General features: G+C 64.6%; 15 protein-coding genes. 9 read left to right on the top strand and 6 right to left on the bottom strand.

The features are described from left to right. Window positions 1-214 precede the first annotated feature (214 nt). From BLR94_RS19660 to BLR94_RS19670, 3 genes are all read right to left on the bottom strand, one after another. Window positions 215-2686, bottom strand: a complete 2472-nt coding sequence (locus BLR94_RS19660) for a penicillin acylase family protein (RefSeq protein WP_420492698.1) — start codon at window positions 2684-2686, stop codon at window positions 215-217. A gap of 423 nt (window positions 2687-3109) precedes the next feature. Next, window positions 3110-3316, bottom strand: coding sequence for an SEC-C metal-binding domain-containing protein (locus tag BLR94_RS19665; RefSeq protein ID WP_084307730.1), 207 nt, complete (start codon window positions 3314-3316; stop codon window positions 3110-3112). Window positions 3317-3323: 7 nt separating this feature from the next. Then, window positions 3324-3821 carry an LEA/WHy family protein gene (locus BLR94_RS19670; protein ID WP_084307729.1) on the bottom strand — a complete coding sequence of 166 codons (498 nt, stop codon included), beginning with the start codon at window positions 3819-3821 and terminating at the stop codon, window positions 3324-3326. Between the two features lie 235 nt (window positions 3822-4056). Here BLR94_RS19670 and BLR94_RS19675 point away from each other — a divergent pair, with 235 nt between their 5' ends. Beyond that, window positions 4057-4596, top strand: a complete 540-nt coding sequence (locus tag BLR94_RS19675) for a hypothetical protein (protein ID WP_084307728.1) — start codon at window positions 4057-4059, stop codon at window positions 4594-4596. A 135-nt stretch (window positions 4597-4731) separates the two neighbouring features. On the opposite strand, the gene BLR94_RS19680 is transcribed toward BLR94_RS19675, so the two are convergent. Beyond that, complete coding sequence (locus tag BLR94_RS19680) at window positions 4732-5214, bottom strand: YchJ family protein (protein WP_084307727.1); 483 nt, start codon at window positions 5212-5214, stop codon at window positions 4732-4734. A gap of 2 nt (window positions 5215-5216) precedes the next feature. Continuing rightward, the gene (locus BLR94_RS19685; protein WP_084307726.1) at window positions 5217-5714 is read right to left on the bottom strand and encodes a DUF6231 family protein; all 498 of its coding nucleotides are present in this window, start codon (window positions 5712-5714) and stop codon (window positions 5217-5219) included. A gap of 163 nt (window positions 5715-5877) precedes the next feature. On the opposite strand from BLR94_RS19685, the gene BLR94_RS28325 reads away from it, so the two are divergent. The 3 genes from BLR94_RS28325 to BLR94_RS19700 all read left to right on the top strand — a co-directional run bounded on the left by BLR94_RS28325 (window position 5878) and on the right by BLR94_RS19700 (window position 7722). Then, on the top strand, window positions 5878-6513 hold the full coding sequence (locus tag BLR94_RS28325; RefSeq protein ID WP_084307725.1) for an OmpA family protein: 636 nt from the start codon (window positions 5878-5880) through the stop codon (window positions 6511-6513). Between the two features lie 152 nt (window positions 6514-6665). Beyond that, window positions 6666-6965: a DUF1145 domain-containing protein gene (locus BLR94_RS19695; RefSeq protein ID WP_084307724.1), complete on the top strand. Its 300-nt coding sequence runs from the start codon at window positions 6666-6668 to the stop codon at window positions 6963-6965. Continuing rightward, a complete protein-coding gene (locus BLR94_RS19700) occupies window positions 6958-7722 on the top strand; it encodes a collagen-like triple helix repeat-containing protein (RefSeq protein ID WP_084307723.1) in 765 nt (254 codons plus the stop codon). Before BLR94_RS19695 ends, BLR94_RS19700 begins: the two co-directional genes overlap by 8 nt. Window positions 7723-7740: 18 nt before the next feature. Here the strand turns inward: BLR94_RS19700 and BLR94_RS19705 are convergent, their stop codons facing one another. Then, window positions 7741-8205 carry a CopD family protein gene (locus tag BLR94_RS19705; RefSeq protein WP_084307722.1) on the bottom strand — a complete coding sequence of 155 codons (465 nt, stop codon included), beginning with the start codon at window positions 8203-8205 and terminating at the stop codon, window positions 7741-7743. Between the two features lie 226 nt (window positions 8206-8431). Between BLR94_RS19705 and dinG the strand changes: the two genes are divergently transcribed. The 5 genes from dinG to pdxH all read left to right on the top strand — a co-directional run bounded on the left by dinG (window position 8432) and on the right by pdxH (window position 15971). Beyond that, window positions 8432-10576, top strand: a complete 2145-nt coding sequence (gene dinG / locus BLR94_RS19710) for an ATP-dependent DNA helicase DinG (RefSeq protein WP_084307721.1) — start codon at window positions 8432-8434, stop codon at window positions 10574-10576. A 316-nt stretch (window positions 10577-10892) separates the two neighbouring features. Beyond that, on the top strand, window positions 10893-13136 hold the full coding sequence (locus BLR94_RS19715; protein WP_084307720.1) for a beta-agarase: 2244 nt from the start codon (window positions 10893-10895) through the stop codon (window positions 13134-13136). A 48-nt stretch (window positions 13137-13184) separates the two neighbouring features. Continuing rightward, window positions 13185-14330: a serine hydrolase domain-containing protein gene (locus BLR94_RS19720; protein WP_084307719.1), complete on the top strand. Its 1146-nt coding sequence runs from the start codon at window positions 13185-13187 to the stop codon at window positions 14328-14330. A gap of 90 nt (window positions 14331-14420) precedes the next feature. Next, complete coding sequence (locus BLR94_RS19725) at window positions 14421-15275, top strand: OmpA family protein (RefSeq protein ID WP_084307718.1); 855 nt, start codon at window positions 14421-14423, stop codon at window positions 15273-15275. Window positions 15276-15323: 48 nt separating this feature from the next. Then, on the top strand, window positions 15324-15971 hold the full coding sequence (pdxH, locus tag BLR94_RS19730) for a pyridoxamine 5'-phosphate oxidase (protein WP_084307717.1): 648 nt from the start codon (window positions 15324-15326) through the stop codon (window positions 15969-15971). Window positions 15972-16007: the final 36 nt, after the last annotated feature.

Raw genomic sequence — 16007 nt, forward strand, 5'->3', positions numbered from 1 at the left:
ATTTCGCGAGGACGGCCTGGTGTGGTGGCAGGGAGGCCGGAAACGGCCCTGCGCACCAGGCAACGGGTTATCGTCAGCCTGCGCGGGCCTGCGTCCTGTCCCGGCGTGGCAGCTTCGGCGCAGCCGGCATCCTGGTACTGGATGCTGCGTCGGCTACGCCTGATACGCGTGGTTCTCTGCGCGTTGTTGGTGCGTTACGCATCCGGGTAGTGCGTCACGGCGTCAGCAACAGGCGTTTGCTGCCATAGGTTTTCTGCAGGTTCTGTTCCTGCATCGGGAAACTCAGGTACTGGGCACGCCGCCAGGCCTCGATGCCATCGGCATAGTGCGGGCTGGCCGGGTTGCCGGACTGCCCGGCGCTGTTCACGCCGATCATCGGTTCCGCGCGGCCGAAGTCGACGATCAGCCGCATGCTCGGGATCAGCCAGGTCGCGAAGTCCTGGCCCCAGTTGTAGGCAGAGACGTTCAGCGTGCTGGCGTCACCGCCCGCGGGGTAGGGGCCTCGGTCCAGATAGCCTTTCAGCGAAGCGATGCTGGCCCGCTGGCCAGTGCTCAGGTAGGGCGCCATCTGCGTGCTGCCGCTGAGCCACTCGTAGGTGTGCAGCTTGCCCCACTGCCAGGCGGTGCGTTCACCGCCCAGGCGCTGTTCGAGCAGCTCGATGCTGGCAGCCAGGCTGCGGGCGAGAATCGCCGGCTTGTCTTCCTTTTGCGCGGTGCGCAGGTCGTCCCAGAAGGGGCTGTCGTCGCGGCCGAGCAGGTGGTCGGCCTGAGCCGAATAGGAGAGGTTGGCCGTGTCCACAAGTGCTTGCCAGGTTGGCGAGGTTTCCGGGCCAAGCTCGTCGAGGAAGATCTGCCGCGCGCTCTCGTGCAGGAAGGCGCCATACACCGCAGCGTCCGCCGAGGTCGCGGAGAGCTTGCCGTCGAAGGCCATCAACCGGCTCAGTGCTTCACGGGCCTTGCCTCGCTGGGGTTCGGCCAGGCGGTCGATGGCCTGGCGCAACGGTCCGGCGATGTTCTGGGCTTCGAACATGTTCTGCAGCTTGGCGACGAAGGGCGAGGTCTGGTCGTACTGCATGGCGATCATGCTTGGCGTGTCGTGGCGACCATTGCCGGCCAGCTGCGCCAGGCGCTCATAGCGTTCCGGGGCGTACCAGGAGTTGGACAGCTGCATGCCGTAACCGCGTGGCACGCTGCGCTGGTTGGCGCTACCGAGCCAGCCTTGCTGCGGATCCTGATCGTAGGGATGGAGCATCGGGTCGGCGAAGCCATCCCACTCGTAGCGGCTGTCCCAGCCCGGTGACGGCACCAGGCCCTGGCCGCCGCGGCGATTGGGATAGCGCCCGGTGACCTGCCAGCCGATGTGCTCGGCATCGGCGAACACCAGGTTCAGCGGCATGGCGCGGATTTCCCGGGCTGCCTCGAAGGCCTGTTCCACCGACTTGGCGCGGGACAGGTCGAAGAAGGCGTCCAGGCTGGCGTCGTTCTCGAACTGGGTGGTCTGCAGCGCCAGGCCGTAACCGCTCTGCACTTGCAGTGGCTGCAGCGGGTGCTTGCGTTCGCCCAGCACGCTGTTGAGCAGCGCGCCGTGACGGGTTTCGTAGAGCGTCTCGCGGATCGGCTGCTGACCCTTGATGAAGAAGGTTTCCTGGCGCTGCTGGGCCGGCTGCCATTTGCCATCGGCGAGGTACAGCAGGCGATTGCCTTCGCGCTTCACCTGTTCCAGGAACAGGTCCTGGTTGTCGCCCATGACCATGGTCATGCCCCAGGCCAGCTTGCCGTTGAAGCCGGCAACCACCGCCGGCATGCCGGCGACCGTTACCCCGGAGGCTTGGAATTTCGGCGCGCGAATCTGTACGAAGCTCCATACCGAGGGCAGCGCGATCGGCAGGTGGGTATCGTTGGCCAGCAGGCTCTTGCCGCTGCGGCTGCGCGAGGGGGCGATGGCCCAGTTGTTCGAGGCGGCGACGCCGAGCATGTGCCGCTCGGACACCTGGGCGGCGGCTGTCTTCACCGCCTGAAGGCCAGGAATGCTGCCGCTCAGTGCCAGGCCCTTGAGCTTTTCGGCTTCCTCGAATGGCAAGGGCTCGTCGGGGTAGGTGGGCAACAGCCAGGGCAGTTTTTCGGCGCCGACCTTCTGGGTCAGGGTCAGTGCCGCGATCTCTTCCTGCAGGTTCACCGACAAGCCGAAATTGAGCAGGCAGAAGATCATCACCGAATCTTCTGGTTTCCAGTACGGCGGCCGGTAGCCGGCCTCGGCCAGGTCCATCGGCAGCTTGTCGCGGTAGCGGAACAGGTAGGCGTTGACGCCCCGGGCATAGACGTCGAAGAACGCCTTCATCCGTGGCGAGGCATTCTTGTAGAGCACCTCGGCACTCTTCTTGAGGTTCACCGCGCGCATGAACCTGTCCATCTCCAGCACGCCAGGGCCAGCCATTTCCGCCAGGCGACCTTCGGCCATCAGGCGCAGGCTGACCATCTGGCTGAGGCGGTCGCTGGCATGAACGTAGCCCAGGGTGAACAGGGCATCGTGAAAACTGTGGGTTTCGATCAGCGGCATGCCCAGGGGGTTGCGGCGTACCGAAGCGGTCTGCGCCAGCCCCTGGACGCGAAAGGTGCCCTGATCCGGGTGCACACTGTCGCCGTAGCGGCTGTCGAGCATCGACTGGCAACCGCTCAGCGCGACCATGCCGGTCAGGATACCAGCGACGCTCAGGGGGGCGAGAGAACGGAAAGCGCGCGGCAGCATGCGGCGGACTCCTAGCGGGAAAGGGTGGTGGGCGGGCCGGAATGGCGCTAAAGGTAGAGAGAGGCATGGCGCCTGGCAAGTGGCGCGATGATCGGTGCGACGCTCGTCACCGACTGGGATCAGGGGCGGGCGATCAGCCCCCCGGTCGGGCAGCACCTTGGTGCGAATCGCACCGTCGATCCGTGATAGCTGGCAGCCGAGCAGGGAGAGGGCCGGCATCCCCAGATCGTCGTGCAGACGCTGGCGCCCCAGTGGCGAGCGTCTGCCTGCCGACGTTGCCTGGCCCAGGCCCGACGGCCCGGATGGACAGCGTACAGAGCCAGGGCGGCGAGGATCAGAACGGCGAGCAGGATCGGCAGCGGGTCAGGCGCCATGGCATTTCTTGAACTTCTTCTCGCTGCCACACGGGCAGGGGTCGTTGCGGCCGACGTCCTTCAGGGTGTTGCGAACCGGCTCATGAGGGGCGTGGTTGCAATGCGGGCCATGCACGTGGCCGTGATGATGGTGGTCGTGAGCAGGGTCATGATCGTGGTTGCAGTCTGGGCCGTGGACGTGGGGTTGCTGGGTCATTGCGAGGTCACTCCGGGATGAAATCACCGGGAATTATCTCGCCATTGCGCGCCATGTGCACGCGGCGGCCGAAGAATAATCCGGTTGTCACCTCGCCCTGCAGGCGGTAACTGATGGGTTGATCCGGTTGCTCCAGCAATGCCACCACCTGGCGAACATGGCGCCACAGGTTGGTGCGCACGGGAACGTCGAACTCGACATGACCACTGGCGGGCACCGTGAACCAGACCTCCGATTCCCCCTCGGCCAGTTTCACCTCGTTGAGGTGTACCACATAGCTGAGGCCACGCACCGGCAAGCTGACGTCGTTGGGGTTGTCGATACGGAAACGCAGTACGAAGCGCTGTTCCAGCAGCTTGGCTCGTATCACGTCGACATTCACGAGGCGAACGTCAGGGTCTTCGAAATCGTCGGACAGCCACGTCGAACAGCCGCCCAGTGTCGAGCCCAGGCCAAGGAATACCATTAGGCTAAGAATTCTTATCATTTGCGCCTGAGAAAACATTTCATACTCCGTTCGAGGCCTCAGTGTAACAAGAGACGGCTTGGCTGCCCTAGGGGCTGTTAACATTTCCGCGTGAGCCGCCTCGCGGCCACGCATCAGGCCTGGTGAGGCGTACGTCGAATGGGCAACGGAGGCGTGGTGGGCGCGGAAAGCTCGGGCATACTGGCCTGCATGCATTCAGATTTTATTACCGTTGCACAGGGCGCGGCACGAAACGACAGAAAGGAGTGTGGTGATGGCGCGATATGAAATCGCATTTTCCGGTGAGCTGGTGCCCGGCGCCCAGCTGGACGTCGTACAGGCCAACCTGGCCAAGCTGTTCCAGGCCGATGCCCAGCGTATCGCCCAGCTGTTTTCCGGACGGCGAGTGGTGATCAAGAACAATCTGGACGAAGCCGCTGCCGAGAAGTACCGCAGCACGCTGGAGCGTGCCGGCGCACGGGTCGAAGTGGTCGACACCGAGCTGCCGGTCATCGAGGAAATCGAACTGGCGCCGCCGCCAGCCGAACCGCCCACCCGGATGGCAGGCGAGCCACGGGCACGCCTGCAGGTGGTGCCGCGCGACGAGTACATGGCGGCCTTCAGTGAGGTCGATGCGCCGGACTTCGGCGTTGCCGGCCTCGGCGCAGATCTGCAGGATGCCGTGGCCGAGGTACCCGAGCCTGCGCTGGATCTGTCGCGGTTCAGCCTCGCCCCGGTGGGCAGCGATATGGGGCAGGCGAAGGCTCAGCCCGCCGCAGTGGCTCCGGACATCTCGCACCTCAAGCTCGTCTAACCGGCCGTTGAAAAATGGCCGGGAGCCATTTTCAACGTCGCTTGCGACGGCCCGCAGGGTGGCCAGGGAGGGCAGGCCATAAAAACGGGCGAGGCAGGAAGCGGAGCCGAGTTGGTTTTTCAACTGCCTGCCTTCTTATAGATAGCCGGCGCAGCATTTCTTGAATTTCTGCCCGCTGGCGCAAGGGCAGGGATCGTTGCGCCCGGCCTGCAGGCCCACGCTGGGGTCGATGAAGTACCAACGGCCCTGGTTCTGCACGAAAGCGGAGCGTTCCCGGTGGCTGTGCTCACCTGTTTCGTCATGCCAGCGGGCGACGAAGGTGACCCGGGCATGTTCCGGTTGGCCTCCCAACAGTTCCGAATGTTCGATCTCGAGGCCCAGCCAGGTGCTCTGCAAGCTCCAGGCGCGGATGCCTTCGACGTCCAGCTTCGCCTGCTGGACCGGTAGCGAGGTTGCCAGCAGGTAATCGATGTTGCCCAGCACGTAGGCGCTGTAGCGCGAGCGCATCAGGCTTTGCGCGCAGGGGGCTGGTGCGCCGTCATGATAGCGGCCGCAGCAGGCCGGCAAGGCGTCGCCGCTGCCGCAGGGGCAGCCGGTTTGCGGGGCTCTGGTCTGCATCGTCACCACCAGTATTTGCCGAAGTTTTCCGGGTTGGCCCAGAACTTGGCATTCAGCCAATCGGGGGCCTGTTTGTATTCCAGCAGGTCGTAGGTGAACAGGCTGAGCACTTGCTCATCCCGTGCGAAGCGCTCGCTGATGTTCAGCGCGAGGGCGAAGAAGTCGGTGTCCTTCCAGCCACTGGCCTGCAGATCGACCAGCACGGCCATGCGATTGGCATTCAAATTGCGTATGCCTCCGAGCAGTTGCAGGCCGTCTCGCTTGGGCAAGTGCTCGAGGCAGTCGACGACAACGGCCAGGTCGAAACGCTGCCCGGCCAGCTCCGCTGGCAAGGCGCCGACGGCGCAGTGGGCGATCATGCTCCGTGGGTGCGCCTGGCTGAAGGCATCGACGGCAGGTTGCTCGCTGGCGCCGATCAGCAGCAGGCGTTCGGGCGCATACCGTTGAAGTAGAGCGGCCAGCGATTGTTGCGGTGTGCGTGGAGAAATGATGTGGCTCATCGAAGACCTCGAAAGAATCACAAAAGACTACCCCGCGTGGATGCAATCAACTAGAACTGTTCGTTCTGCACAGCAGTCGTAACGCTGTCTGGCAGATTCTAAAACGGGCGTCTTTAATCCATGGTGTCGGTTTTTGCACCGATTCCCATTAGGAGACTTGCATATGAGTATTACAAGGAAAGCGGTACCCCTGATCATTGCGTCCACCTTTCTGACGGGGTGTGCCGGCGTGCAAAAATCCGACTGGCCGACCTGCGCCGCGGTAGGTGGCGTCAGTGGCGCTGCCTTGGGTGCCATCGAAAGTTCCGCCTGGGCGGGTGGTGGCGCGGTGATCGGTGCCGGCTTCGCCGCTGCCTATTGCTGGGTGCATGGCGAGGACGGTCAGGAAGAGCTGGTACTGGTCGAGGAGACCATCGTCGAAGAACCGGTGGTTGCCGAGCCGGTCGCCGATGCGGTGCGCGTCGAGCTGGACGTCAAGTTCGATTTCGACAAGTCTCAGGTCAAGCAACAGAGCCTTGGTGATATCCAGAGCCTGGCTGACTTCATGAAGCAATATCCGCAGACGTCCACCGTGGTCGAAGGTCATACCGACTCCGTGGGTACCGACGCCTATAACCAGGCGCTGTCCGAGCGCCGTGCCAAGGCCGTGCGCGACGTACTGGTCAACCAGTACGGTGTCGGTGGCACTCGCGTGGAAGCCGTCGGCTATGGCGAAAGCCGTCCAGTCGCCGACAACGCTACCGAAGAGGGCCGCGCGATCAACCGTCGCGTTGAAGCGGAAGTCGAAGCACGGCCATAAGCCGCTCTCGTCGTTCGTGATGCGCCTGACCGGCTTCACGCCGGTCAGGCGTACGGTGCCGCGCAATGGGCATCGTTTTCGTACCACCCACTGGTCTCCTTACCCGTAAACGCAGTAATGTGCCGCAAAATCATCGGCGGTCGGGGCGGGCAATGAAGACTATCGCGGGGCTGGGTAAACTGCTGGCAACACTGTTCTGGTGTGTCGTGCTCGCCAATCTGATCGATCCATACGCTCAACCTTTCGCCCAGTGGCTGACGCTTGCCGGCGCTGCGGTGCTGGCCCTGCATGCCGTCGAGCTGGCACTGTTCAATGGCCTGCTCGGTGCCCAGCCGCGAGTGGCCGTGGCGCGGGTCCAGGTGCTGGTTTTCGGCATCTTCCACCTGTGGACGCTGCCGAAGGCCGCCCTCCCGGCCGTGCAACCGAACCCCGAGGGGGCCTCCCATGCGTAAGCTGATCCTGCTGGCCGCGCTGTGCTGCCCGCTACTGGCGTTGGCCGAGGCAGTCATCGAGGTCGACTCTCACCACTTCATGCGGCTGCCTGCGCAGGGCAGCGTGCTGCAACTGAACCGACTGACGATTGCCGATAACGGCACTTTGCTGGTTCCGGTCGGGGTCAGCGAGTTGCGTGTCGACGAGCTGTACCTGGGCCGCAACGCGCAGATCGCCATTGCGCCGTCCACTCACAGCCTGCACCTGGACGTACGTTCCGGCGATATCGCGTCTGGTGCGCAGATCAGCGCACCGGGCGCGCCCGGTACCGCCCAGCACGCGGCGATACCCGGGCGCACGCTGGTCATTCGTCTGCAGGCGGTCAACACCGAGTCGTGGTCGCTCGATGCCCGCGGTGGCCGTGGCGCTCCCGGCTACGCCGGCCTGGACGGTGCCGACGGCAAAGCGGGTGGTTGTGCCTGGGGGCAGGCCAGCGAAGGCCATAACGGTCAGAATGGTACCGATGGGCAGCCCGGCGCACCGGGTGGGCAGGTACGGCTGGAAGTCCCGGCGGATTTCCCCGTCGAGCGTTTGCAGGCCCGGCTCGAAGGCGGTGCGGGCGGCCCCGCTGGCATCGCGGGGAGCGCTGGCGCGGGTGGGGCGAGCAAGGGCTGCTGGATCTACAGCACCCGCGGGGCTCGAGATGGCAGGCCCGGCATGGCAGGCCAGGCCGGCGCGGCCGGGCATGACGGGCGCCTGGATATCGTACGTTTCTGAGCGCTGGCGGGCCTGTTTTCAGAGGCTCGGGCGCACGGCGGCAATCGCCACGACTGCCAGTCCCAGTGACAGGTTGATTGCCACCAGGCGGCGGATGTGGCTTAGCACGGCGCCTCCGGCGGGCCAGTCCTGGGCGTCCACTGCACGGCGCAGCGCTGGCACCTGCAAGGCCTGGATACGCAGGAACAGCGCCAGCATCGCCAGGTACACCCCCGTCATCACGTGGACATAGCGTGGCGCGCCATCGAAGCCGCTGAAGCCCATGTGCAGCATGCCGACGCCGCTGATCGGCAGCACCAGAACCGCCACCCACACCCAGACGAAGAAACGCCGAAACACGTCCAGCCATAGTGTCAGCCGCTCGGCGGGCTGCAATGTGGCGGCGCTGGCGGGGCGTAGTACCACCCAGGCGAAGAACAAGCCGCCGACCCAGATCAGCGCCACGAGCAGGTGCAGGGAATAGACGAGCGAATAAGGTTGCATTCAGGTACTCCGGTTACAGGCCTGGTCATGTCGTGCTGGGCGATCGACGCCGGCACCACCCAGGTGGCCGGTCACGGGGCGCCGAGCAGCTCGCGGACGATCCGGCCAGGCGCTGCGCTTCATCCGGTTTCGGCAAGCGAGTCAGCGCGCAGGCGATTGGCGCGTTATGATAGCGGCCGTTTGCAAACACTGAAAATATATCCAGCCTTTTTAGCCTAAGTTCCTCATGCTCAGTACCGAACTCAAGTCCCAGATCCAGGGCGCCTATTCCCGTTTTCTCGAGTCCAAGGGGCTCAAGCCGCGCTATGGGCAGCGTCTGATGATCGCTGAAATAGCCAAGGTACTCGGGACTATCAAGACCGACGACGAGGAGCGCCGCCTGGGCGAGCCTGCCGTGGTCGCGGTGGAGGCTGGCACCGGTACCGGCAAGACGGTGGCTTACGGCATGGCAGCCATTCCCATTGCCAAGGCGGCGGGCAAGCGGCTGGTGATTGCCACCGCCACCGTGGCCCTGCAAGAGCAGATCGTGCACAAGGATCTGCCGGATCTGATGCGCAACAGCGGCCTCAGCTTCAGCTTCGCGCTGGCCAAGGGCCGGGGCCGCTACCTGTGCCTGTCGAAACTCGACGTGTTGCTGCAGGAGGGGCAGGCGCAAAGCTCCACCGCTCAGTTGTTCGAGGAGGAGGGTTTTCGTATCGACGTGGACGAGGCAGGGCAGAAGCTCTTCACCACCATGATCGAGAAACTCGCCGGCAACAAATGGGACGGCGACCGTGACAGCTGGCCCCAGGAGTTGGAAGACAGTCGCTGGGCACAACTGACCACCGACCATAGCCAGTGCACCAGCCGGCATTGCCCCAACTTCGGGCAGTGCGCCTTCTACAAGGCCCGCGAGGGCATGGGCAAGGTCGATGTGATCGTCACCAACCACGACATGGTGCTGGCGGATCTGGCCCTGGGGGGCGGCGCGGTGCTGCCCGACCCGCGCGATACCCTTTACGTGTTCGACGAAGGCCACCACCTGCCGGACAAGGCCATCGGTCATTTCGCCCATTTCACCCGGCTGCGTTCCACCGCCGACTGGCTGGAGCAGATCGCCAAGAACCTCAGCAAGCTGCTGGCCCAGCATCCCCTGCCGGGCGACCTTGGTCGGCTGATCGAGCAGGTGCCGGAACTGGCACGCGAGCTGAAGACCCATCAGCAGTTCATGTTCAGTGCCTGCGAGCAGGTCGCTGACTTCAAACCGGGCGAGGACATGGAAGGCCGTGAGCGGCCGCGCCATCGCTTCATCGGCGGCGTGGTGCCCGAACACCTGATCGAATTGGGCCTGGAGCTCAAGAAGGGCTTTTCCAAACTCACCGACCTGTTCACCGGGGTGACCGAAAAGCTCAAGGAAGCCATGGATGGCGAGGCCGGCAATGGTATCGCCAGCCATCAGGCAGAAGAGTGGTACCCGTTGTTCGGCAGTCTGCTGGCACGGGCCAGGGGCACCTGGGAGCTGTGGCTGGCGTTCACCAGCGAAGACCCAGAGGGCAGCCCGCCGATGGCGCGTTGGCTGACCCTGGCCGAGAGTGGCGCGTTGTTCGATATCGAGGTCAATGCCAGCCCGATCCTCGCCGCCGAGACCCTGCGGCGCAACCTGTGGAACGTGGCCTACGGCGCGCTGGTGACCTCGGCGACACTCACCGCGCTGGGCACTTTCGACCGCTATCGCATGCGTGCCGGCTTGCCGAAGGTGGCCGTGACCGCGGTGGTGCCGAGCCCGTTCCATCATGCCGACGCCGGCGTGTTGCGGGTGCCGGATCTGCAGGCCGACCCACGCAATGCCGCCGAGCACACGGCAGCGATCATCCGCGAGTTGCCAGGACTGGTGCAGGGGTCGCGGGGAACCCTGGTGCTGTTCTCCTCGCGTCGGCAGATGCAGGACGTGTTCGATGGCCTGGAGCGCGACTGGCGCAAGCGTGTGTTCATCCAGGGCAATCTGTCCAAGCAGGAAACCCTCAACAAGCACAAGGCGCGGGTCGACAGCGGCGAGGAAAGCGTGTTGTTCGGCCTCGCCAGTTTCGCCGAGGGCGTCGATTTGCCCGGGGCCTACTGCGAGCACGTGGTGATCGCCAAGATTCCCTTCGCCGTGCCGGACGACCCCGTGGAAGCCGCGCTGGCGGAGTGGATCGAGGCCCGCGGCGGCAATCCGTTCATGGAAATCTCCGTGCCCGACGCGTCACTGCGCCTGGTACAGGCTTGCGGACGCCTGCTGCGCACCGAGGCGGATCGCGGCACCATCACCCTGCTGGACCGCCGGGTGGTCACCCAGCGCTACGGCAAGGCGATCCTCAACGCATTGCCGCCGTTCCGTCGGGAAATCTCCTGAGTGCTGTCCCTGTGACGGCGTTGAAAAACATGCACCGAATCAGCCCTTAATCGACATGCGGGCTTTGCGGTCAGGCACCCATCTGGCGCACTATTGCCGCTTCGCGCGTGAAGCGCGGCAGAGGGCTCGTGGCGGGATTGTCGCGGGCTGTGCTCAATTCGTCGAGTTGCGGGGAGAAGGGGTCTTGAAGGTCAACACCTGGCTGCTGTCGGCCGATCGTTCGGTGCCGTGCGAAGCGCACGCGTGCTCCGAGGGACTGGTTTCCAAAATACTCTCGCTGTGTAGCGCGGCAGTCCGCCCTCGACAGCCCCGGGCGATGGGGCGCCTGGCGCTGGCCGCGCTGCTCGGCCTGCCAGCCATGGGCAGTGCTGCGGAGCGCCAGGAACTGTTCAACTTCGTGCGCCCGATGGATGCCGTGCAGATTGCTGGCGAAGACGCCTACCTGCCCAGCGTTACCGCGGAAAGCGCCGCTCAGGGAGAGATTCTGCGCCGCGCCACCTTCAATCCGGGTGAACGTCCGACCTTGCGCCTGACGCCACAGAGCGGCCACTGGGACTGGTCGGAGTCGAGCGCCATGAGTCTGCGTGTGCAGAATGCCATGGACTGGGCGCTGACCGTCGATGTGACCATTGAAAGCGCCGACGGCAAGCGCCTGACCAGCCAGGTGGCACTGCCGGCCGGGCCTGCGCAGACGTTGCTGGTGCCGCTGGGGGCGACGTCGCCGCGCGCCCAGGGGATGAGGGCCGGAGTGGTGATGCCATGGCGTTATGACGGTCGCTTGCTGCTGCTGGCGGAAACCGTGAAGGGTGAGATCGATCCGGCCAAGGTCACCGCGGTGACGCTTTCCATTCCCAATCCGCAAGCTGCCCAGCACCTGCTGTTGGGGCGCTTCGGCGTGCGCGGCAGCGCCGATCTTGAAGACGCCTACCGTGGCATCATCGATGGCTACGGCCAGTTCACCCGCCGCGATTGGCCGGGCAAGGTCAAGAACGACGATCAGTTGCGCCAGGGTGTGGCTGAGGAAGACAAGCAATTGCAGGCCTGGCAGGCTGATCGCCCTCGGCAGGACAGCTACGGTGGCTGGATCGGCGGGCCATCCTTCGAGGCCAGTGGCTTCTTCCGCACCGAGAAACGGGCAGGTCGCTGGTTCCTGATCACCCCCGAGGGCAACCCATTCTATTCCCTGGGTGTGAATACCGTTACCGGCAGCGAGAGCCAGACCTATATCGAAGGCCGTGAAAAGATGTTCAGCGCCCTGCCGGCTGAAGGCGAGCCACTGGCCGCGTTCTACGGCAGCAGCGATAACCAGGCCGATACCGGCGCCAACCGTGGCCGCGATTTCGACAGCGGGCGCTGGTACGACTTCTATGCTGCCAACCTGCAGCGCACCTACGGTGCCCAAGAGCCGAAGGCCTGGCGCGAGCGTGCGCAGAATCGCCTGCAGGCCTGGGGGTTCAATACCCTGGGCAATTGGAGCGAAAACGACTTCGCCGTCGACAAGCGCATGCCGTACAGCATCCCGCTGTCCATTCACGGCGACTACGCCACCATCAGCACCGGCATCGACTGGTGGGGTGGCATGCCCGACCCCTTCGACCCGCGTTTCGCCATGGCCGCCGAGCGCGCCATCGCCATCGCCACCCGCGACCATCGTGACGATCCCTGGGTCATGGGCTATTACGCCGACAACGAACTGGCCTGGGCCGGTCCGGCGGACGATCCGCTGTCGCGTTACGCGCTGGCCTACGCGACCTTGCGGCTGACCACCGATGTGCCCGCCAAGCGTGCCTTCCTCAAGCAGCTGCGTGACAAGTACCGTAACCAGCAGGGGCTGTCGAAAGCCTGGGGGATCGAGCTGCAGGCCTGGGAACTGATGGAGGATCCCGGTTTCCAGGCGCCGCCCATCAATCCGGCTTACCCGGCCATCGAAAAGGACATGCAGCGGTTCCTGCGCCTGTTCGCGGACACCTACTTCAAGACCATCGCCGATTCGCTCGACTGGCACACGCCCAACCACTTGCTGCTTGGCGGCCGTTTCTCGGCCAGCATCCCCGAGGCGGTGCAAGCCTGTGCCCAGTACTGTGACGTACTGAGCTTCAACTTCTACACCCGCGAGCCGCAGCACGGCTACGATTTCGAGGCCCTGCGCAAACTCGACAAGCCGATGCTGGTCACCGAGTTTCACTTCGGTTCCCGTGACCGCGGCCCGTTCTGGGGGGGCGTGTCCGAGGTCTACAAGGAAGAAGAGCGCGGCCCGGCCTATGCGCACTTCCTCGACAAGGCGCTGGAAGAGCCGCAGATCGTCGGTGTGCACTGGTTCCAGTACCTCGATCAACCGGTGACCGGTCGCCTGCTCGACGGCGAGAACGGGCACCTGGGGTTGGTGGCGATCACCGACAGGCCGTGGGACGGTTTCGTCAAGGCAGTACGCAAGGCCAACCTGCGCGTGCCAGCCAAGGTGCTCGAGGACGCAGCCAAGGAGCCACAGGCCGAGGCCGCACCTGCCCAGGACGCGGCAACCGAGCCTGAAGCCAAGCCGGCCGAAGCGGCCAAGCCCTAATCACCCGGGCGCCGGGCGAGCCTGGCGCCTGCCTCGCAGGAGCAAGCAGTGCAGATTCAGGGTTACTTCGACCTCAAGTTCGAAGCTTTGAAAGACGCCTTCGCCGAATTCTTCGACGATCCCCAGGAGCGCGGTGCAGCGCTCTGCGTTCAGGTTGGCGGCGAAACCGTGGTGGATATCTGGGCGGGGGTCGCCGACAAGGACGGCCAGCAGGCCTGGCACAGCGATACCATCCTCAACCTGTTTTCCTGCACCAAGCCCTTCACGGCAGTCACCGCTCTGCAACTGGTCGGTGAAGGCAAGCTGGAACTGGATGCTCCGGTAGCCCGTTACTGGCCGGAGTTCGCGGCCGCGGGCAAGGAGCGCATCACCTTGCGCCACCTGTTCAGCCATCAGGCCGGGTTGCCGGCGATACGCGATAGTCTGCCGGCCGAAGCCCTTTACGACTGGCAGACCATGACCAACGCGCTGGCGGCCGAAGCCCCCTGGTGGGCACTCGGCGAAGGCCACGGTTATGCGCCGATCACCTTCGGCTGGCTGGTCGGGGAGCTGTTACGGCGTATTGAAGGGCGTGGCCCCGGCGAGTCCATCGTTGCACGCACCGCCAAGCCCCTGGGGCTGGACTTTCATGTCGGCCTGGCCGACGAACAATTCCACCGGGTGGCGACCATTACCCGTGGCAAGGGCAATGTCGGCGATGCTGCCGCCCAACGCCTGCTCAAGACCATGATGAGCGATGCCAAGGCCCTGACCACTCGGGCGTTCGCCAACCCGCCCTCAATCATGACCAGCACCAACAACCCGGAGTGGCGGCGCATGCAGCAGCCTGCCGCCAATGGCCACGGCAATGCCCGCAGCCTGGCCGGTTTCTACACTGGCCTGCTCGATGGCAGCCTGCTCGACAGCGAGCTGCTGACCGAATTCACCCGGGAGCACAGTCTCGGTGAAGACAGGACGCTGCTCACGCCGACGCGTTTCGGCCTCGGCTGCATGCTCGATCAGCCTGCCGTTGCCAATGCCACTTACGGTATGGGCCCCCATGCGTTCGGCCATCCCGGTGCGGGGGGCTCCACCGGTTTCGCCGACCCGCAGCGCGATGTCGCCGTGGGTTTCGTCACGAATAATCTGGGGCCGTTCGTCTTAATGGATCCGCGAGCACAGAAACTTGCGGGTATCTTATGCAAGTGTTTTTAAGAACCTGAGCTAAACTCTTGCGTAATATGGATTTTGGCTGCTGACTCCGGGCTCTCCGGGTGACTCCGACCGACTAGACGTGGATAACCGATGCTTTCCTACAAGACTTGCGCGCTGGCGCTTTGCGTACTGTTGACAGGTTGCTCCCTGTTCGAGAAGAAAGAAGACCCCAAGCCGGCGCCAATGCCACCGCCCGAGGTCACCCAGGCCTGGCTCGACGAGTATGAGCCGCTGGTACGTGAGGCGATCAAGGGCAGCAACTTCGAGATCGAGCGACGCGAGAACCTGCTGGTGGTCACCGCTCCGGTCAAGGGCTCGTTCAACCCAGATCGTCCAGGCATGCTGCTGCCGGTCACCCTCGGCCCGATCACCCGCGTCGCCAAGGTCCTGGAAAAGGACAACAAGGTCGGGGTTCTGGTACTGGGCCACGCTGACAGCAGCGGTTCGCTGGAGACCAACCGCGAGCTCAGCCACGAGCGCGCACGTGCCTTCACCGCCATCTTCCGTCTCAGTGGCCTCAAGCAGGATCGCCTGATGGTGCAGGGGATGGGTCCGGACATGCCGCGTGCAGCCAACGACAGTGCCAATGGCCGTGAACTGAATCGTCGTGTGGAAATCCTGCTGACCCGCCAGGACACCCTGCGTGCGCTGATCGCCCAGTACAGCAGGCCGGCGCCGGCTCCCGTTGCTGCCGACGCCACTGCCGTCGCCGTTGCCGATAAGCCGGCAGCCAAGGCTGACGCAAAACCTGCAGCCAAGGCGGCGAGCAAATCCCCAGCCAAGGTCGTGGCCAAGGCATCCGCCAAGCCAGCGGCGAAAGCTGCTGCCAAGGCATCAGCCAAACCTGCCGCCAAGGCCGTGGCCAAGGCCGACAAGCCTGCAGCCAAGAGCGAAACCAAGCTGGCCGATGCCAAGAAAGTGGTTGCCGCAGATCAAGCCAAATAACAGTTACACCTTTAGACTAGGGTCTTTGTCGCTTCCGAGAGCACTCTCATGACTCAGACCCTGGCCGACATGCGCCGTGACTACACCCGTGACGGATTGAGCGAGGACCAGGCTCCGCTGGAGCCCCTCGCCTTGTTCAGACGCTGGTTCGGCGATGCGGTGAAAACCGAGCAACTTCCCGTCGAACCCAACGCCATGTCCCTGGCCACGGTCGATGCCGGTGGCCGTCCACACTGCCGCGTGCTGCTGCTCAAGGGGCTCGACGACCAAGGCTTCACCTTCTTCAGCAATTATCAGAGCGCCAAAGGCGAGCAGTTGCAGGCCAGCCCCTTCGCGGCGATGACCTTCTTCTGGCCGACGCTGGAGCGCCAGGTGCGTATCGAAGGGCGCGTCGAGCGGGTTTCGCCTGACGAGTCCAACGCCTACTTCCAGGTGCGCCCGCTGGGCAGTCGCCTGGGGGCCTGGGCATCGCCGCAGAGCCGGGTGATCCGTGACCGTGCCGAGCTCGAGGGGCTGCTGGCGCAGACTGAACGACGCTTCGCCGACCAGGCTCCCGAGTGCCCGTCACACTGGGGCGGGTATCGCCTGCTGCCCGAGCGCATCGAATTCTGGCAGGGCCGTGCCAGCCGCCTGCACGACCGTCTCGATTACCGCCGCGAGGGTGAAGCCTGGCTGCGCCAGCGACTGGCCCCCTGATACCGCCACGGCGGCACCTGCCTGTGATTCTGCCTA

The organism is Phytopseudomonas flavescens (assembly GCF_900100535.1).
Classification (GTDB): Bacteria; Pseudomonadota; Gammaproteobacteria; order Pseudomonadales; family Pseudomonadaceae; genus Aquipseudomonas; species Aquipseudomonas flavescens.